Origin of the sequence: Rahnella rivi, from assembly GCF_019049655.1 — a bacterium.
Lineage (GTDB): Bacteria > Pseudomonadota > Gammaproteobacteria > Enterobacterales > Enterobacteriaceae > Rahnella > Rahnella rivi.
This window is the reverse complement of sequence record NZ_JAFMOX010000064.1, coordinates 45,571-66,169: the sequence shown is the minus strand read 5'-3', so window position 1 is coordinate 66,169 and position 20,599 is coordinate 45,571. Positions and strand designations below refer to the sequence as shown.

Genomic DNA, 20,599 nt, shown 5'->3' with positions numbered 1-20,599 from the left:
ATAGTGATATTTCAAATCAGTTGGTTAAATCTAAAAGCTGGCTTTCCACCACAATTCCATCTTCTGCGCTTTTCAACATCAGATTGGCTTCGTAGTATTTGCCAGTGTTGAGCAGATGGGTGGTCTCGGCAACGGCATGGCGTGTTTGCTGTAATGGCATCAGATACTGATTTTGCACCACGCTCATGCCAGCTAAACGCAGCGTGTCGACGGCTCCTTTTGGATCGCCCTCAGAGATTTTCTCGTTAGCCTTTTTAATGGCGGCCTCTTTTTCCGGTGAGGCAACGAAGTTCTCTGAAATCGAAAAATTAGAATTAATGATAATATACTGATCGTTAATCATCTTCGCTTTATGATCCATCTTGGTGAACTTGCTCCAGTCTGTGCTGGTATCAGAGAGCAAGGTCGTTGCGTTAGCGATAAAGTTTTCGGCTGTTCCAGTATGCCCCTGAAATATGGCGACTCTGGCCAATTGTATATCGCGCATCGCATCAAATCCCTGTCCGGCCATGTGCAATACCTCTCCGGCTTCGCGTTGAACCTTTTTAACTGAAGTGGTTTCCGTTTTAGCATCGGCAGTATTTTCTGACGCCCAAACTGGAGTCGCGGTCATCACGGTAGCTATCATGCTGGCTAATAATAAGTTTTTCATAATAATATCCTTTCAATAAGTTGTTTCTGGAAAACATTTATAGAATAGGGTTTACATTGCATGATGGTAATAGGACCGCCACCTTTATTGTGAGAGATATGACTTACACTTGTCATCCCTGTTTAGTATGGATTACAGATGTGAGATTGAGATGATAATGACGGGATGTTTATCCTATGTATTTTGATGAAAACAAAGAATAGATTGTCACAACAAATTCGTTATTGAAAAAATTATTATATCTTTATCTTTATCTTTATCAGGCAGAGAAAATTGAATAATACCAATGAAAAAATAGCTCATCTTTCCTGGTGCGCGCTGATAGCTCTTTACATCAACAATCACAGACATCCATCACAGGATGCCGCACAAGAAGACCTTTTTTTACGTCGCTGGCTAATAAATGCTCAACACCAAAAAAGGTTTCCCAAAGAAGTGGCGGGATCACTCAATGACATTATCTGCTATAGCAGGCAGTTAAGTCGGAAGGTGAGAATAAAAGAATATTTGCTGGATATATGGAACAGTTATTCAAGGTCAGAAGAGGACCCGCTGTCGTTATGAAACTGTCGTTATGAAGCTGCCCTCAGCATCAATATATTATTTTACGGTATCCACCCGACAAGAGGCATCATGCGTGTTGGAAAAATTTTACTTTTAACTCTCACTTCTTTCATGTTGCCGCAGTCCCTGGGCTCAACTATAGCTACGGGAAATACGGTTCCGCCAAAGATGGTTACATATGAAGAGTTTATTTTCCTGGAGTCAGATGATGTGTTTCCAATGACAACTTTGGAGACTGCAAATGACAAGGTTGTCCAAAGTTATAAATTAATTAGTTCCCATAAAGTAAGGCGTTTTTTATTGCGTCTATTATCGGGAAAATAACGTATTGATTATAATTTATTTATTGCAGAATTTGAATTGTAAACAGGTAACAGAAGTCACTGACTGTGGCGCGGTTTTATTTATCGTCTGTCAGGTTATCGTCTGTCAGGTCATAGTCTCCATGACATAAACGCTATCGAATTCCCCCGGCACCGTTCAATCTTTGATTTGGTCATTTATTGGCGTTGCTTATATTTTTAAATAAAAAACTTTTAATGGTTTATAAAGTGAGCGAGCATATGAAAGTTACACAATCGAATAAAGATGACGTTTATGCGTCAGCAGAGTTAGCATCATCATTACCCACTTCAGTTTTTCCAATAGCAGAGTGTGAGCCTCGCAATATATTTAATGCGATCCGTGATGAATTACTCCTGGATGGTAATTCACGTCAGAACCTTGCGACTTTTTGTCAGACCTGGGTGGATGATGAAATCCGTGAGCTGATGGATTTGTCCATCGACAAAAATATGATCGATAAAGATGAATATCCGCAGACGGCGGAAATAGAAGCGCGCTGCGTGCGAATGCTGGCCGACCTGTGGAATTCGCCAACGCCGGACACCACGCTGGGCTGCTCGACGATTGGCTCTTCAGAAGCGGCGATGCTGGGCGGGTTAGCGCTGAAGTGGCAGTGGCGTAAGAAACGCGCAGCACAAGGTTTGTCAGTGGATAAACCCAACCTGATTTGCGGCCCGGTACAAATTTGCTGGCACAAATTTGCCCGCTATTTTGACGTCGAATTGCGTGAAATTCCTCTGGAAGGCGATCGTCTGATCATGTGTCCGGAAGAGGTGTTAAAGCGTGTGGATGAAAACACCATCGGGGTGATCCCTACGCTTGGCGTGACATTTACCTGCCAGTACGAGCCGGTAAAAGCGGTGAGCGATGCGCTTGATCAGCTGCAGCTGCAGACCGGGCAGGATATTCCCATGCATATCGACGGTGCCAGCGGCGGTTTTCTGGCGCCATTTTGTGCGCCGGAACTGGAGTGGGATTTCCGGCTGCCGCGGGTTAAATCCATCAATGCATCAGGCCATAAATTCGGTCTGGCCCCGCTTGGCGCAGGCTGGGTCGTGTGGCGTGAGGTGGCAGACTTGCCTGAAGAGCTGATTTTCAATGTTAACTATCTGGGCGGCAACATGCCGACCTTTGCGCTTAACTTTTCACGACCGGGCGGGCAGATCGTTGCCCAGTACTACAACTTCCTGCGCCTGGGGCGTGAGGGTTACGCCAAAATCCATAATGCCTGCTACGCCACGGCTCAGCATCTGGCAGCGGAAATCGGCAAGCTCGGGCCGTTTGAGATCATTTTCGATGGCGACAGCCAAAAAGGTATCCCTGCACTGGCCTGGACGCTGAAAGAGGGCGCTTACCTTGGCGGTTACACGCTCTACGATCTGGCTGAGAAACTCCGCGTGCGTGGCTGGCAGGTGCCGGCTTACTCCATGCCGTCCCACCGTGAAGATTTGGTGATTCAGCGCATTCTGGTCCGTCACGGTGTGAGCTACGACCTCGGCTGCCTGCTCATTGAAGATATGAAACGTGCGCTGAATGATTTCATGAGTCACCCGCTCAGCCAGCCTTCCAGCGCATCACGCACGGGCGGCTTTAATCACGCATAAACGCGTGACCTCTCTTGTTCCGGGGTGACCCGAAAGTCACCCCCCTAAATTTCAGATTAAAACTTACTGAGAAGACTCTGCGCTTCCTTCAGGAGATCAGTTATGGCGAGCACAGTAAAAAGCGCCGCACCTAAACAATTATCGTTGTTGGGCTTTTTTGCTATCACGGCGTCGATGGTGATGGCCGTTTATGAATATCCCACGTTTGCTACCTCGGGTTTTTCCCTTATTTTCTTTCTGCTGTTGGGCGGTCTGCTGTGGTTTATTCCCGTCGGTCTTTGTGCGGCGGAAATGGCGACGGTAGAAGGGTGGCAGGAGGGGGGCGTTTTCACCTGGGTTTCTAAAACGCTGGGTGAAAAATGGGGGTTTGCGGCTATTTCGTTCGGCTATTTGCAAATCGCGATAGGGTTTATCCCCATGCTCTATTTTGTGCTGGGTGCGCTCTCTTACATCCTCAAATGGCCGGAGCTAAACAACGATCCGATAGTAAAAACGGTAGCGGCGCTGGTGATCCTCTGGGGTCTGGCTTTAACGCAGTTCGGCGGCACCAGGAATACGGCACGTATTGCAAAAATCGGTTTTTTCGCAGGTATCCTGCTGCCTGCATTAATTCTGGTTGTTTTGGCGCTTAGCTATTTGCATTCCGGTGCGCCGGTGGCTATCAAAATGAGTATGTCGACTTTCTTCCCGGACTTTACCCAGATGGGTACCTTAGTGGTATTCGTGGCGTTTATCCTGAGTTACATGGGTGTTGAGGCTTCTGCAACCCATGTCAACGAAATGAAGAATCCGGGTCGGGACTATCCGCTCGCGATGCTGTTGTTAATGGTTGCGGCCATCTTCCTGAGTTCTATTGGCGGGTTGTCTATCGCTGCAGTGATCCCTCACAGTGATATTAATCTATCGGCAGGTGTAATGCAGACTTTCACCGTGCTAATTAATCACTTTGGCAGCGGTTTTGAGTGGGCTATCCGTGTTATTGCCGCGTTGTTGATGTTGGGAGTATTGGCTGAAATTGCTGCCTGGATTGTCGGGCCATCTCGTGGAATGCTGGTGACGGCGCAAAAAGGCATATTGCCCGCGAGTTTCGCCAAAATTAATAAGAACGGTGTACCCGTCGTTCTGGTGATTTCCCAGTTAATCATCACTTCTGTGGCTCTGATTGTTCTTACCAATACAGGCGGCGGCAATAATATGTCATTCCTGATTGCGCTGGCATTAACCGTTGTTATTTATCTGTGTAGCTATTTCCTGCTCTTCCTCGGATATATCAATCTGGTGCGCAAGCAGTCGAAAAACAAGCGAACCTTTAATATTCCCGGTGGAAAAACGGTAAAACTTAGCGTTGCGATGGTCGGTTTACTGATTTCAATGATTGCCTTTGTGGTCTCGTTCTGTCCGCCTTCTGGTCTGCCGGGCGGGGAGGCGAACCACCTGTACGCGGGTCTGCTGATCGTCAGCTTCCTGGTAGTGGTATCGATTCCGTTCATTATCTATGCATTGCATGATAAGCGTGGTAAGGCATGTAATTTAACACTTGAACCTATCACTACAGATTCAGCGCCTGAAGGACATTTCTTCATTCATCCGCGCGCGCGTTCGAAACATCATATCTTTGTAGGTGATAAAAAAATGCATTGATTGGAAACAAACAGACCAGTATGACTGGTCTGTTTACTTGTTTCGTGTCTGACCTACTTTATCGCTTCTTTCAGGATCTCATTTATAAAAGTTTGCCTGACAGCTTAATAAAGAAAAATACATCACTCAGGCTGTTAATACCTTTAAATAAATCACCGGCTGAAATGCTTTCTCTGAAGCATGACTTCACCCCGATCTTGTCCCCCACATTATTTCTAAACAACCCCAAAAAATGCCGCGCCTCCACCAGCGCATGCCGGTACAAAAACACCCTGATTCTTATGTTCTGCTCCAGCCTGGCCAGCCGGATGATTTCCGCAATCACCTCTATATAGCTTTGTGCCCTGACGTCAAAATAATCGCTGCGATGCGTGATGGAATCGGCATTTACCTTATAAGTGTAATCTTTGCTGTCGGATAAACAGAATCGACCATTGGCCGCTGCAAGGTGAATGGTCCAGAGAATATCTTTGTGGCTTTTGCCGGACTGAAAGGAGAGGGAATGCTGGCGGATATAAGATGACCTGATGATCTGCAGCCACAGATAGTGTGGCCATTCGCGATGCGTCACGCAGTGGCGTATCCAGTCATGCCCGGATAGGTTTTTTCCGTAGGGCTGTTTGACATGCACAGCCGTGTTGGATGAAGAGGACCCCGTGCGCCAGGCATTGAAGATCATCACATCGGCCTGAGTGTTTATCGCGTCCTGCCAGCGTTCATAAATGAATCCGTCTTTAACGTCGTCGTCTGCATCAAGAAATATTACCCACTCACCATGGTGAATATCCAGTGCGGCATTGCGTGCCGCGTAAACGCCCTGATTTCCCTGCTCAATGAGGATAACCCGGTCGTCGCAGATATCCCGGATAAGTCTGCCGGTACCATCATTGGAACCGTCGTTAACGATAATGAGTTCAATAGCGACACGGGTTTCGCTGAGGATCTTGCTGATGAGGTGACTGATGGTCTCTGCCGCGTTATAGACTGGAATGATGACGCTGACCTCGATTACGGCCTGCCGGTCTTGCTGAATGAGCGCCATTTAATCTTTGTGCCTTTGGACTGGGATTTCTCTTCTTTCTCGAATTTCCAATTGAATGTCATATAAGCATTCCTCGCAGAGCTCTTTATCCAGCGCGAATAACCGTTCGATGAAGTTTCTTTTTTATTACAGCGGGTACATCTTTTCATGTTCATCTCTTCGCGGCTGCATCGTTCTAGCATGGTGGCCTGGTGTTGGCGTACTCATCTGATGCAAAAATGGTTACCTGAGGGACGATTAGTTTCTGGCATCCCTGCAGTGATGACGTAGCAAGCCCCACAGCGGTAATACGCCGTGATACAAAGCAATTTATCGTCATCAATGAAAGTCAGGATAACCAGAGAGGTTGTTGGAAAGATCATCGTTTTGATAGATCGATAATTGGATTCCGATCTTTATCGCCGATCGATGTGGACAGGATATCGATAATGGATAGGTATTCCTTGCCCTGCGTTGTGGAATGGCCCAAATAAGTCTGGTAAGAAATACCTGCTCGAGAAAAAGATTTTTAAAATCATGAGCATGAAAGCCTGTATTTTCGATTTGTGACCAATGTGTTCAGAATGCGAGGTTCAACTGACACGCAACGCATCCATTGGTGCATAACTCAGTTCAGCACTGTTTGAAGGAATATGACGTGCTACATCAACGTTATTGCACCATCAGCTCATTAACGGACGAGTAGGGCTGTTAGCCGAATGCGGAGCCGGTACAGATAAAGGAAATACAAAAAAGAGGTATGTGTTCACTAAGCCGGTTTATTTCTAAATATTTCTAGAATAATTTTTCAGCAGAACTGCTATTCAGCAGTATTCGTCTTATTTAGGTAATGTGGCAGGGAGTCACATGGTGTAATTCCCTAAAAAAACCGTGGATTGGCATATTTATTAATATTTTTCGTGACTTTCTTTTTACATATTTTGCAATGTCATTAGCCCGTTAATTGCTAAAGGTGGATCATTCCTCAGCCGATATGTGTTGAATATTAAACAATCCTTCAACGCTGTAGCGGCACCTGACGCGCAAGATTGAGAGCGGAAAGGGCAGCAAGTCGGCGAGAGAAAACGCCCGGATATGGAAATCATAAGCCTTGTTACTAGTTTTCGACATTTCAAACGCCGGAAAGTTAAACTTTTAGCGTCGTTATACTTACTGTTTGCTTTTGCGACGCAGGCCGCGCCGCTTAGCCCCGCCGACCGCGACAGTATCGAACAGCAGCAGCGGCAACTTCTGCAGCAGAACCAGCAGCAGCGTCAGGAACTGGAGCGCAGCACACCGATAACACCCGCGCCGCAAACGCCAGCTCAACCCGGCGGCCCGTGCTTTGATATTCACGACATTACCCTCAGCGGCGCAGACCATATGCCCGCGCGAATACAGCAAAAACTTACCGAACCCTATCTGCAACAGTGCCTCGGCATTGGCCAGATTAATGCCCTGGTGAAACAGGTCTCCGACTGGTATATCGGCCAGGGTTACATCACCAGCCGCGCGTTTCTCACCGAGCAGGATTTGTTTTCCGGCACCCTCAGCCTGACAATCATGGAAGGCAAACTCGAAGCCATCAAAATGGAAAATCAACGCGGCGCAATGCTGGCGATGGCGTTTCCGGGACGGGTGGGCAAAATTCTTAATCTGCGCGATATCGAGCAGGGGATGGAGCAGATTAACCGGTTGCGCAAAACGCCGGTGCAGATTGAAATCCAGCCCGGCAGCCAGCCGGGATACTCCATCGTCAACCTCACCTCAACGCCTGAGTTTCCGCTGCAGGTCAGCGCCGGTTTTGATAACTCAGGGCAGAAAAGCACCGGCACCGGACAGGTCAGCGGTTCGCTGACGGGCAATAACCTGCTCGGGCTGGCGGATCATTGGTTTGTCAGTGCGTCACGCAGCAGCGACGGCGCAAGCGACCACGACGCGAAAAGCGTGCAGGCGGGCGTTAATCTGCCTTATGGCTACTGGCTGTTCGATTACAACTACAGCTACAGCGATTACCTGAGCACCATTGAATCGCAGGGCTATCTCTGGCGCTCCACCGGCGACAGCCAGGCGCACCGTTTCACCCTTTCCCGCGTACTGTTTCGCAACGGCGACATGAAAACCGCCGCCAGACTCGGGCTGACGCACCGCCTCAACCGAAATTATCTCAACGATGCTCCGCTGGAAAGCAGTACCCGCAGCCTGACCAGCTGGACGGCTGGCCTCAATCACAGCCAGAAACTCTGGGGCGGATACGCCACGCTTAACCCGGCGTTCAGCCGTGGCGTGCCGTGGTTTGGCGGCGAAAGTGATGAAGATAAAAAACCGGATGCCCCGCGTGCGGAGTTCTCTAAATGGACGATGTCCACCAGCTATTACCGGCCTGTCACACAACGTATTACCTGGCTGACCAGCGCCTACGGCCAGTGGGCTGACGACCGTCTTTACGGCAGCGAACGTCTGACCGTTGGGGGCGAAAGCTCGGTGCGGGGGTTCAAAGAGCAATACCTCTCCGGCGACAACGGCGGCTACTGGCGTAATGAGCTGGACACTCAACTGTTCGCCATGCCGGGGCTCGGACAAATCAGCAGCGTAACGGCCCTCGACGGCGGCTATCTGCAACGCAGCAATCACGACACCAACGCCTCCGGCACTCTGTGGGGCGCGGCGGTCGGGCTTGCCAGTACCAACGCACATTTCTCCAGCCAGTTTACCGTCGGCTGGCCGCTGAGCTATCCGGACTCACTGGCACCGGATCGCGTCACGGTCTACTACCGTATCGGCTTTGCACTTTAGCTTTGTACCTCTACATAAGAGAGAAGGAATTCGGCGATGAAATCGATCACAGAGCAACCGGTCGCGTTATGGCGTAAGGCACTGGCGTACGGGCTGATGGGCTGGCTGGTCTGGCAACCGGTGATGCCCGCATTTGCCGCCGGTATTACCGTGGCCGAAGGCAACACCCGAACCGATCAGGCGGGCAACGGCGTGCCGGTAGTGAATATCGCCACCCCGAATCAGGCCGGGATTTCGCATAATAAATACAACGATTTCAACGTCGGCCAGCAGGGCCTCATCCTCAATAACGCCACCGGTAAACTGACCCAGACTCAGTTGGGCGGGCTGATCCAAAATAACCCCAATCTTACGACAGGTCAGGAAGCGAAGGGCATCATTAACGAAGTGGTGTCAGCGAACCCTTCGCAGCTTAACGGCTACATGGAAGTCGCCGGTAAAGCCGCCAACGTCATGGTCGCCAACCCCTACGGCATCACCTGTAACGGCTGCGGCTTCCTCAACACCCCGAACGCCACGCTGACCACCGGCAGGCCGGTGCTGAACGCGGACGGTTCGCTGCAGTCCCTCGACGTCACGCAGGGTGCGATTACGGTTGAAGGTCAGGGGCTGGATGCCCGCACGAGCGACTCTTTTTCACTGATTTCCCGCGCCGCGCAGATTAACGCCGGGCTGTACGCTAGAGACCTTAACGTCACCCTGGGTGCCAACCGTGTCGATGCGCAGGGCAATGCCACGCCGATATCCGGCGCAGGCGTACCGTCGGTGGCGATTGACACCGGCGCACTCGGTGGCATGTATGCCAACCGCATTCATCTGGTTTCCAGCGACAAGGGCGTCGGGGTCAACCTCGGCAACCTGAACGCCTCGGTCGGCGATATGCAGATTGATGCCAGCGGCAAGCTGACGCTAAGTAATGCGACTTCGACCGGCAAGCTGACGGCGAATGCGCAGGCCATCGCCCTTAACGGTACCCAGCAGTCGGGCGCCGATATGGCGCTCAACAGCCAGGGGCAACTGGCCGTGCAGGGGAGTCAGGTGACCAGCGGCGGCAATATGACGCTGGCCGCTGACCAGCTCAATTCAGGCAATACCGCGCTGGTATCTGCGGCGGGCAATATTCATGCTACCGCCGGTAATGGCAGCCAGTGGCAGGGCAAGCTGACGGCGGGGAAAGATCTCCAACTGAACACCGGGGATCTGACCAATAACGGGCTGATCGCCGCAAACGGAAACGCCCGCATCACCACGCAGCGGCTGACCAATACCGGCACGCTGCAGGCACAGGGGACGCAGGATCTTCAGGCGACAACGCTGGATAACAGCGGGGTGGTACAGGCCAGCGGAGCCCTGACCCTCACCGCCGGAGAGACTCAGCTTGGCGGATTGCTGTCGACTGACAACCAACTGACCGGACGTTTCGGGCAACTTTCCACCCTTGCAGGGTCGCAGATTCAGTCTGGTACCGATGCGGATATCGGCGTGCAGAACAGTGCGGTACTCGGCGGTAACGTCCGCGCCGGACAAAACCTGCGGCTCAGCAGCGGCTCACTGAGTTCGGCCAGCAGCGCTAAGCTTTACGCCGTCGGCAATGTGCAGGCGGAGGCGGGCAATAACGGCGTATGGGACGGCAGCCTGACGGCGGGCGGTAATCTGGGCGTTAGTGCGGGCGACATGACCAACAACGGCACGCTGGCCGCCAGCGGCAACACGCAGATCACTACGCAAAAACTGACCAACGGCGGGCTGATCCAGGCGCAGGGCACACAGACCCTGAACGCCACCAATTTGGTGAATACGGGCAAATTGCAGGCCGGAGGCGTGGAGCAAATCCGTGCTGATAGCCTGCGAAACAGCGGCGCAATGAGTGCCGGTGGCCTGCTGGATATCACGGCCGGTGATGTACAGATTGACGGCTCACTGACGGGTTTGCAGGCCACGCAGTTGAATGTCGGTTCACTCAGTACCACCGGCGATTCGACGATCACCAGCGCAGGCGAGCTTTCGCTGACGGCTGATAACGCGCAGCTCGGCGGGTTGATTTCAACGGATAATCTGCTGACCGGACGTTTCGGCGAGCTGACCACGCTGGCAGGGTCGCAACTTCAGTCGGGCACGGACGCAGATGTTCAGGCAACCGGCAAAGCGATATTAGGTGGCAAGCTGCGCGCCGGGCAAAATCTTCTGCTCAGTAGCGGGTCACTCAACTCAGATAATACCGCGCAAATTTATGGCGTGGGCGATGTGCAGGCCAATGCGGGCAATAACGGTGTGTGGAACGGCAGCCTGACGGCGGGCGGCAATCTGGGCGTCAGCGCGGGCGACATGACCAACAACGGCACGCTGGCCGCAAGCGGCAACACGCAGCTAGCCACGCAAAAACTGACCAACGGCGGCCTGATCCAGGCGCAGGGCACACAGACCCTGAACGCCAGCGAACTGAACAACAGTAGCAAAATGCAGTCCGGCGGCGCGCAAGATATCACTGCCAATACCCTCAGTAATCAGGGGGTGATCGGCTCGCAGAAGGGGCTGGGTTTACAGGTTGCTGACCAGATGACCGTGGGTGAACAAGGCTCGCTGTTTGCCGGTGATCGGCTGAACATCGGCGGCGGTAAGATGATTGTCGACGGCACGCTGACCGGCAAAAATGGCCTGACGATCAACAGTACTTCCCTGAACGCCGGGCAAAACTCGCTGATCACCAGCCTTGGCGATATTCAGTTTACTGCCGCGCAGCAGACGCTTGGCGGCCAGTTGTCGACCTCCGGCAACGTGGGCCTGAACGCCACGGATCTCTCCGTCGGGGCACAGGGTTCCGTTCACAGCGATAAAGATTTATCCCTGACGGTAACCGGCAGCGCCATGCTGGCCGGTGCGCTCGACGGCAACACGCTGAAAGCCGGTGGCGGCACATTGCAGGTGACCGGCACCGGTTCGCTGGCTTCAACCGGTGATATGCAGTTATCCTCCGCTCAGCAACAGCTCGATGGCACCACCAGCGCGGGCAATACTCTTTCGATCACCGCTGACCTGCTGAATGCCGCACAGGGTGGTAAAACCTCGGCGCAAAATGACGTGCAGGCCACGGTTGCCAGTGGCGGACAGTGGTCTGGCAGCCTGATTGCCGGGCGCGACCTTAACTTCTCCTCGCACGATTTCAGCAACGGCGGCACGCTGGCCGCCAACCGCAACGGGCAGTTCAGCTTCGGTATCCTGACCAATAACGGCCTGCTGCAATCCCTCGGCACCCAGCAGCTTGACGGCGACACCTTCAATAACAACGGCACGGCGCAGTCCGGCAGTGACCAGACGCTGACCCTGAATCAGTTCAACAATCAGGGGCTGACCGGCACCCGCGGCGACTTAGCGCTGACCGTGCGGGACGGCGTGATTAACGGCGATGCGGCAATCTTACTGGCCGATGGTCAGCTGACGCTCAACACCGGCCAGGCAGATCTGGGCGGTACGCTGACCGGCACGCTGGGGGCGACGCTTAACGCCACCGCGCTGACCACCCGCGCCGGATCTGTACAGTCCAGCCAGGGCGATGTGGCTCTGAAGACTGATACTGCGAACTTAAACGGTTTTCTCTCCGCCGACGGCAACGCGGCGCTGACCACGCAACAGCTCACTACCGGCAACGGCTCGCAGACGCAGGGTAAAAAGGCGCTGGGGATCAGTGCGTCTGAAAAAGCCGATCTGGCCGGGAAACTGGTGACACCGGGCACGCTGACAGTTCAGGCCGGTACGCTGACCAACGGCGCGGCGCTCGGCGCGGACAATGTGGATATCACGGCCACCTCGCTGACCAACAGCGGTGCCATCACCGCCGATGACGGCCTGCATGTGAAAGCCGGTACCTTGCAGCAGCAAGGCAGCCTGTCTGCGCAGAACCAGATGACGCTGGAAGGCCAGACGCTGGTTAATCAGGGCAACGTGTCGGGCGGTAACGTCGGCGTGAATGCTACCGGCAGCCTGACCAATCAGAACGCGGGCGTGATATCAGCGGGCAACGGCCTGACCGTGACGGCACCGGTTGTGACCAACAACGGCCAGCTTCTGGCACAAACCGTCGGCGTGAATGCCACGGGTATCAGCAACAACGGGCTGATGCAGGGCAACGGCGGTACCACGCTCACCGCCACTACCTTAACCAACGGTGCGCAGGGGCAGGTATTGTCCGGCGGCACGCTGGGTGTGCAGGCAGGCGATACGCAAAATCAGGGCAGGCTACAGGGCAGCCAGCTTACTCTGACCGGCAACAGCCTGACCAACGGCGGCACGGCATTAGGCACGAATGGCCTGAACGCGCAGATGCAGGGTGACCTCAATAACGGCGGCAGCCTGCTCTCATCCGGTGATGTCACGGTGAACGCCGCCACGCTGGAAAACAGTGGCCAGTTGCTCAGCGATAAAACCGCCACGGTGACGGCTAACCATCTGACCAATCAGGGGCAAATCCAGGGCGACACGCTGGCGCTTACGGCGAACAACGCGGACAACAGCGGCAACCTGATTGGCCTGAAGGGCCTGACGGCGCAACTGCAGCAGGATTTAACCAACGCCACGTCCGGCAAGATGCTGACGCAGGGCGCACTCACCGTCACCACTGCGCACGTCACCAACAATGGCAGCTGGCAGGCCGACAGCGCCGATTTACACGCCGGTCAGTTAGATCTTAACGGCGCGATCCAGACAGCTTCGCGCGCGAACCTCAACCTGACCGGTGCGCTCAACACGCAGGCGCAGGGCAAAATCATCTCAACCGGTCTGGCTATTTTGCAGGCGGCGAACCTGAATAATCAGGGGAACTGGTCGGCGGATAATCTCACCCTGACCGGTGGTGCGCTGACCAGCAGCGGCGGCATCAGCGGTGTCAGTCAGCTTGCGACCACGCTCAGCGGGCAACTTCAGGTTCAGCAGGGCGGCACATTACTCAGCGGCGGCACCGCCACGGTGAACGCCGGGAATATTGCTAACAGCGGCACTCTTCAGGCCGGTAACCTGACGCTCACCACCAACAGTATTAGCAACGCCGGGCAGTTACAGGGCCAGCAAAGCCTGCAGGGCATGGTGCAAAATGACATTAATAACCTGAGCAGTGGCACGCTGCGTAGCCAGGGAACCTTAGATTTGGGCGCTCAGTCGCTGCTCAATCAGGGGCAGATGCAGGGCGACGGCGTCAGCCATCTCACGTTTTCCAATAACCTGACCAATCAGGGTACGTTGCTGACCGGCGGCCGCCTGACGGTGTCTGCTCCCACGCTGACGAATACGGGTGTTTTGCAGGCGCAGGGCCTGACGATGACCGGCGGCACGCTCAACAACAGCGGTACGCTGACCGGTCAGGGCGACAGCACGCTTAACGTCACGCAGATGACCAATCAGGGCCAGCTTCAGGGCGACCGGCTGACGCTGACCGGTAACGAACTGCATAACACCGGCACCGTATTGGGCAGCCAGTCGCTGGGGCTTAACGTTCAGAACGCCGACAACCAGGCGGGCGGAAAACTCTACAGCGCAGGTAACCTGACGCTGGTGACGCCGGTGCTGAATCAGGCAGGCAGCCTTCTGGCGCTGGGGGATATGACGCTGCAACTCGGTTCGGGCTTTACCCAGACCGGCACGCTGGCAGCGGGACAGAACCTCAACCTCAGCACGCAGGGCGACCTGAACGTGCTCGGCACCTTGCAGGGCAACGGGATCCAGCTCAGCTCGACCGGCAACTTTACCAACAGCGGTCAGCTGCGCGGTGGCGGCGGTACGGTGGGCGTGGACGCCAGCAACATCCAGCTCAACGGCAGCGGCAGCGTACAGTCCGGAGGGGATATCCGCCTCGCCAGCCGTGGCGTGATTAACAACAGCGGCTTTGTCGGCGGAGCGGGCAACGTGGTGATGTCCGCTGGTGGCCAACTGACGAACAGCGCGCTGCTGTACGCCGGTAACAACATGCAGTTGCTGGCCGACAGTATTCACAATAACTACGGCGATATTCTGGCAGGCAACAGCCTGTGGCTGCAGCGGGACGCGGCGGACAACGCCAACAGTGAAGTGGTCAACACGTCGGGGGATATCGAAACCACCAACGGCGATATCACCATCAACACCGGCCATCTGCTGAATCAGCGGGACGGGCTGAGCACGACGAGTTCTTATCAGGCGGCGGCAGCCAGCCCGGCATCCGGCGGTGCCAGTTCGATCAAGGTGCGTCTGGGGGATCTGGATGATGATGAACTGGGTACTTACCTGTCAACGTTCAATTATAACAACGGCGGAAGCGGCAGTAATGGTGAGCGCTGGAGTATAACAACCAGCTATCTGGCACCCAACCAAAAAGGATCAGTTAAAGAGTTCCTGGAGGGCACATCAACCGTGACGGCGACGGCCAGCGGAGGTGCCGGACGTATTGCCGCTAACAACAATATCAATATTGCAGCCAGCACTCTGGACAATGTCGGCAGTAATATTCTGGCGGGTGAGAATATCTCACTGTCTGGTGTGAATCTGAATAACCAGTCCTATGAAAATGGTATTCAGAATAAATATCTTACCTACACCTATACCGGCACACTGGGGTCTGATAATCCTGATAGCAAGGATTATAAAAAAACGTTTGCTACAACTTCCGACTCCACCCAGTCGACTGTTGGACGCGGGGACAGCGTTGATTCAACCGTGACCTACAACCTCTCTGAAGCACCGACTTATGAGAATGTCAGCACCGGCGAAGGCCTCCGCTCAGTTATTCAGGCCGGTGGGGCGGTTAACGCCAGTTTCAGCAATAACATCAGCAATACCACGACCTCCGCTAACGCAGGCGGTTTATCCCATGCGATAAGCGCCCCGTCTCTGAACGGTACGTCGGGCCTGCAACAGGTCAGCGGTTCGCAAAGCAAACAACTGGCATCCGCACAAAACCTGACCGTTGGATCGGTACAGTGGAACAATTCCGTCACCGATGCGTTAAAGCAAATTGGCAATCAGGGCGCAGCACTGACGGATTACCCGCTGCCGACCGGCAATAACGGTTTGTTTGTGGCGAGTCAGGATCCTTCCAGCCCGTATCTGATCACCACCAACCCGCAACTTGGCGGGATCGGTAAAACCGATCCGTCACTGTTCAATGCGCTGAACGATTACCTGTCGCGTCCGACCTCCGTAGTCTCCGGCGTAAATCAGCAGACCACTCAGAACGGCGCCGGGCTGAGTACAGTGCCCGGGTCCTCCGGGCTGGCGTTTGTGCAGACTTCCGCCCCGGGAGGCAAAGGGGCGACGGCTGCGGGGTATATTCCGGCGCAGGGCACAGTGATCAACCCGGTTGTGCAACCCGGCACGCCGTCCAACCCGCGTATTGAGACGGCACCCGTCTATACCGACGAGAGCAAATTCCTTGGCTCGGCCTACTTTATGGACCGGCTGAAGCTGACACCGGACTATGACTACAAATTCCTCGGCGATGCCGCCTTCGATACCCGTTATGTCGATAACGCCGTGCTCAGTCAGACCGGGCAGCGTTACGTCGGCGGCACAGGATCAGACCTTGCGCAGATGCAGTATCTGATTGATAACGCCGCCGAACAGCAGGCCGGTCTGGGCCTGCAACTGGGCGTAAGCCTGTCGCCGGAACAGGTCGCGGCGCTGACCAAAAGCATCGTCTGGTGGGAAAAAACCACCGTCAACGGCCAGACCGTTCTGGCCCCTAAACTGTATCTCTCTGCCAACGACACCCACGCGGTGACCGGCAGCGTGATTTCCGGGAACACCGTCAATCTCGACGCCGGGCATATCGTCAATGCAGGCAGCACGTTGCAGGCCGGAACCCAACTGACAGCAAAAAGCAGCGGCGCGCTGGATAATCTTAGCGCAGGGCTTATTGCCTCCAACGGAAGCCTGCAACTCGCTGCACTGGGAGATATCAATAACATTGGTTCGTCGATTTCCGGGCAGACCGTTGCGCTGCAATCCGTCAGCGGCGACATCAATAACGTCACCCAGGCGCAGCAATGGAATGCTGCACCGGGCAGCAGTAAAAATAAAACAGCGCTGCTGACGTTCAGTGAGACACAAACCGGGGACGCCGCGAGTATTACCGCTGGCAAAGGGCTCTCGCTCACCGCCGGTCACGACATCAACAACACCGGCGCCAGACTCACGGCGGGCAGTGACCTGCAACTGGTGGCGCTGAACGACATCAACATCACCGGCAATGCGCTCAGCACACAGAACACCACCTTACAGGGGAGTTCACAGGTTACGAGCAGTCAGGGCAGTGAGGTCAGTGCTTCAGGTTCATTGTCGGCCAGTGCAGGGCATGATCTGAACGTTACCGGTAGCGCGATTGCTACCAAAGGGAATGCCAGCCTGTCTGCGGTCAATGACGTCAATATTGAAACGATGGACAAGAGCAGCCACCAGACCAGCGGAAAAAATCAGAACGATATTAACGATGCCACCAGCAGTGCTGTCAGCAGCGGCGGCGATCTGGCTATTAACGCGGGGCGTGACCTGAATGCTAAAGCTGCGCAACTGACCGCCGATCTGAATGCTTCATTGAGTGCAGGACGCGATGTCAATCTTAATGCTCAGCAGACAGGAGCATATAGCGAGAAACACGGAAATAAGAGCGTTAGCATTCGGGAGACTGTACGCCAGGAAGGCACTGAGATAGCCAGCGGAGGCAATACTTCCATCATAGCTGGTCGCGATATCACCACTCAGGCCGCACAGGTGAATGCGAAAGAGGACCTGGTTTTGAATGCGGGTCGTGATGCCAATATCACCACCGCCAAAGAGAGTGATTACAGCTACGACGAAAAAACCACGGTTAAAAAAGGTTTCCTGTCTAAAACGACGACGCATACCGTTAAAGAAGATTATGCGAGTCAGGAAAAAGGCTCGGTACTGAGCGGCGACAACGTGTCTGTTAGTGCCGGTAACAATCTGAAGGTCAAAGGCTCGTCAGTGGTGGGGGACGGGCAGGTTAGCCTTACTGCGGGGAATAACGTTGATATTGTTGCCGCAACGGATGAACAGTCCAGCTATCGTCTGAATGAAAAGAAAAAGAGCGGTCTCATCAGTACCGGTGGCATCGGCGTGACTATTGGGTCGAGTAATTCCCGTTATAAAATGAATGAGGAAGGTACTACCCAAAGCCAGAGTGCGAGCACTGTCGGTTCAACGGGGGGAAATGTCAGCGTGGTCTCGGGCGGGCAGGCGCGCATCAGCGGTTCTGATTTGATTGCAGGTAAAGATCTCAGCATCAGCGGCGACAGCGTAGTCATCGATCCCGGACATGATAAACGCTCACGTGATGAAAGCTTTGAACAGAAAACCAGTGGCTTAACCGTCGCACTATCGGGTGCCGCGGGCAGCGCCATTAACTCCGCAGTGACCACGTCGTCAGAGGCAAAAAGTGAGTCTGACAGTCGACTCGCGGCTCTACAGGGAACCAAAGCGGCGCTCTCCGGCGTACAGGCGGGGCAGGCGATGGCGCTTAATGCCGCCAAAGGTAACGAGACATCGGCATCTTTCGGCGTCAGTGCAACGCTTGGGTCGCAAAAATCGTCTTCATCTTCTCATCAAAGCTCTGATGCTGTTGTGGGTTCTACGTTGAATGCGGGTAATAATCTGGCGATCACCGCGACAGGAAAAGGTCATCAGACGCAGAGTGGTGACGTGACGATCGCGGGCAGCCAGTTAAAAGCGGGCGGTGATACCATTGTAAATGCCGAGCGTGACATCTTGCTGGCAGGTTCTGCAAATACGCAGCAGTCATCAAGTAAAAACAACAGTAGCGGATTCGGTGTTGGGGTAGACGTTTCCATTGGGCAAAATACGGGTTTTGCCATCACGGCAAATGCGAATAAAGCACAGGGCAATGACAAGGGTAATGGGACGCAGTGGTCAGAGACAACGCTTGATAGCGGTAAGTCGCTGACGCTGCAGAGCGGGCGCGATACAACCCTTCTGGGTGCGCAGGTCAGCGGTGAAACGGTCATTGCCAATGTGGGACGTGACCTGACGCTTTCCAGCCAGCAGGACACCGATCGTTATGATGCTAAACAAAGCAGCGTATCGGGTGGAGTGAGTATCCCTATTGGGGCGAGCACCAACGCTGGCGGCCAGTTCAGTTACAGCCGTGACAAAATCCACAGCAACTATGACTCGGTGCAGGAACAAACCGGAATTTACGCCGGTAAAGGCGGATTCGATATCACCGTGGGTAAACATACCCAGCTTGACGGCGCGGTGATAGCCAGCACGGGCAATGCCGATAAAAATCGTCTGGACACTGGCACGCTTGGTTTTAGCGATATCCATAACCAGGCCGATTTTAGCACTGAACATCAGGGTGGCTCACTCAGTTCCGGGGGGGGTATCGCCGGTAACCTGCTTTCTAACGTCGGCAACCTCTCACTTGCGGGGGCGGGCAATAACGGACACGCCAGTGGTACGACACAGTCAGCCGTATCGGACGGCACTATCGTTGTGCGTGACACCGCGGCTCAGCAGCAAAATATCAAAGACCTCAGCCGCGACACGGAACATGCCAACGACAGCATCAGCCCGATATTTGATAAGGAAAAAGAGCAGAACCGTTTAAAACAGGCTCAGCTCATCGGGGAAATTGGCGGACAGGTGATGGATATTGCGCAAACGCAGGGCGATATCAACGGGCTGGAAAAGGCTCATGCCGACAACCCTGGGATCAAAAAACCGGGGCCGGAAGCTACGGAGAAAGAGCGTGATGCTTATGTTACTGCACTGAAAAATACCGACAGCTACAAAACTGAAATGGCGAAATACGGTACGGGCAGTGCTATTCAGCAGGGATTACAGGCTGCCACGGCGGTAATGCAGGGGCTGGCCGGTGGGGATTTAGCGAAGGCTATTGCAGGCGGGAGTGCACCGTATCTGGCGGAAGTTATCAAGGAGATTGCACCGGATGAAGCCAGTCGGGTAATGGCCCATGCTGTCGTAGCTGGCGCACTGGCCTCAGTACAAGGTAACTCTGCCGCTGCGGGTGCAGCCGGTGCTGCGACTACGGCATTAATGGGCGAAGCGATAAAAACTGCGTTGTATGGTGATATTCCAGTAAGCCAATTAAGTGAAAGCCAGAAACAAACGTTGGTTGCGCTAGGAACTGCAGCGGCAGGGTTGGCTGGCGGGTTGGCAGGCGACAACTCGGCTAATGCGATGGTGGGGGCGCAGGCTGGCCAGAATGAAATCAGTAATAACATGGTCGGTATCGGGTTAGTTCAGCAGATGCTAGCGTATGAAACCCTGAACTCTGCGGCGATAGCCGAAAGCGGTAAAGGTAATGCGAATGATCAGGCTGCGCTAGCGCTAACGAAAGCCGTGAAACAGGGGCTGGGTGCGAACTGTCTGGCGAATGATGTCTGTGTAATAATGGCGATAGTTGCGGCGCAGAACCAGCAACACACAGACGGTGCAGGAAGCAAAACTCAAACCGTGCCGGTGAATGATGATCTGACGGGAGGGAACCTGTTTAATCCGGTTCCGGACGAGAACAAAGGGACTTCACTGATTACGCCGGATCTGTCTGGTGATAATAAAGGCATGATTACTATTTCACCGGAAAGCCAGCCCGGTAAGAACGATGGTATTTATATTAATCCTAGACCTGCGCTAGCAGATAAGAATGACTCGAACTATATATCAGAGTCACAGGATGGGATTAATGCGGGTAATTTTTTAGATGGTACAACATATACCGATAAAGTACGCCAACAAGCATCTTCGGGAGATTATCATTCTTTCCCTGAATCAGTCGATGGATATGCTGGACAAGGTACGGTATCCGAGATCACTGGTGGTGATGGTGTCAAGCGTTGGAAGCTCGAAATACCTGGTACTTACAGAGGAAGTGAAGGTGTTTTCGAATATATACGAAATCCAGATGGGACGATTAATCATCGACTTTTTGTTCAGGATAAAAAATAAAGAGGGCTA

General features: G+C 53.8%; 6 protein-coding genes and 4 pseudogenes. 8 read left to right on the top strand and 2 right to left on the bottom strand.

Features of this window, described 5'->3' with window-relative positions; genetic code table 11:
- Positions 1 to 16: 16 nt before the first annotated feature.
- On the bottom strand, positions 17 to 652 hold the full coding sequence (locus J1779_RS18075; protein WP_217204449.1) for a YfdX family protein: 636 nt from the start codon (positions 650 to 652) through the stop codon (positions 17 to 19).
- Positions 653 to 925: 273 nt separating this feature from the next.
- Here J1779_RS18075 and J1779_RS25800 point away from each other — a divergent pair, with 273 nt between their 5' ends.
- From J1779_RS25800 to gadC, 3 genes are all read left to right on the top strand, one after another.
- A complete protein-coding gene (locus J1779_RS25800; RefSeq protein WP_157960996.1) occupies positions 926 to 1,216 on the top strand; it encodes a DUF2913 family protein in 291 nt (96 codons plus the stop codon).
- Between the two features lie 563 nt (positions 1,217 to 1,779).
- Entirely contained in the window at positions 1,780 to 3,165 is a 1,386-nt protein-coding gene (gene gad, locus J1779_RS18065) for a glutamate decarboxylase (RefSeq protein WP_217204448.1), read from the top strand.
- Between the two features lie 102 nt (positions 3,166 to 3,267).
- Positions 3,268 to 4,806: a glutamate/gamma-aminobutyrate antiporter gene (gene gadC / locus J1779_RS18060; RefSeq protein ID WP_217204447.1), complete on the top strand. Its 1,539-nt coding sequence runs from the start codon at positions 3,268 to 3,270 to the stop codon at positions 4,804 to 4,806.
- 82 nt (positions 4,807 to 4,888) lie between these two features.
- On the opposite strand, the gene J1779_RS18055 is transcribed toward gadC, so the two are convergent.
- A complete protein-coding gene (locus tag J1779_RS18055; RefSeq protein WP_217204446.1) occupies positions 4,889 to 5,848 on the bottom strand; it encodes a glycosyltransferase in 960 nt (319 codons plus the stop codon).
- Between the two features lie 1,074 nt (positions 5,849 to 6,922).
- On the opposite strand from J1779_RS18055, the gene J1779_RS18050 reads away from it, so the two are divergent.
- The 5 genes and pseudogenes from J1779_RS18050 to J1779_RS25840 form a co-directional block, all read left to right on the top strand.
- Positions 6,923 to 8,623, top strand: coding sequence for a ShlB/FhaC/HecB family hemolysin secretion/activation protein (locus tag J1779_RS18050; protein ID WP_217204445.1), 1,701 nt, complete (start codon positions 6,923 to 6,925; stop codon positions 8,621 to 8,623).
- Positions 8,624 to 8,659: 36 nt separating this feature from the next.
- Positions 8,660 to 10,399: pseudogene (locus tag J1779_RS25795) on the top strand (filamentous hemagglutinin N-terminal domain-containing protein); the annotation flags it as partial.
- Between the two features lie 87 nt (positions 10,400 to 10,486).
- Positions 10,487 to 14,497 (top strand): annotated as a pseudogene (locus J1779_RS25850) (beta strand repeat-containing protein); the annotation flags it as partial.
- Positions 14,498 to 15,970: 1,473 nt separating this feature from the next.
- Positions 15,971 to 16,198, top strand: a pseudogene (locus J1779_RS25845) (hypothetical protein); the annotation flags it as partial.
- 885 nt (positions 16,199 to 17,083) lie between these two features.
- Positions 17,084 to 20,590, top strand: a pseudogene (locus J1779_RS25840) (hemagglutinin repeat-containing protein); the annotation flags it as partial.
- Between the last annotated feature and the right edge of the window lie 9 nt (positions 20,591 to 20,599).

Bases quoted from the DNA above. Each gene is read 5' to 3' on its own strand.
- J1779_RS18075 (WP_217204449.1), bottom strand. From the start codon at position 652: ATGAAAAACTTATTATTAGCCAGCATGATAGCTACCGTGATGACCGCG.
- gad (WP_217204448.1), top strand. From the start codon at position 1,780: ATGAAAGTTACACAATCGAATAAAGATGACGTTTATGCGTCAGCAGAG.
- gadC (WP_217204447.1), top strand. From the start codon at position 3,268: ATGGCGAGCACAGTAAAAAGCGCCGCACCTAAACAATTATCGTTGTTG.
- J1779_RS18055 (WP_217204446.1), bottom strand. From the start codon at position 5,848: ATGGCGCTCATTCAGCAAGACCGGCAGGCCGTAATCGAGGTCAGCGTC.
- J1779_RS18050 (WP_217204445.1), top strand. From the start codon at position 6,923: ATGGAAATCATAAGCCTTGTTACTAGTTTTCGACATTTCAAACGCCGG.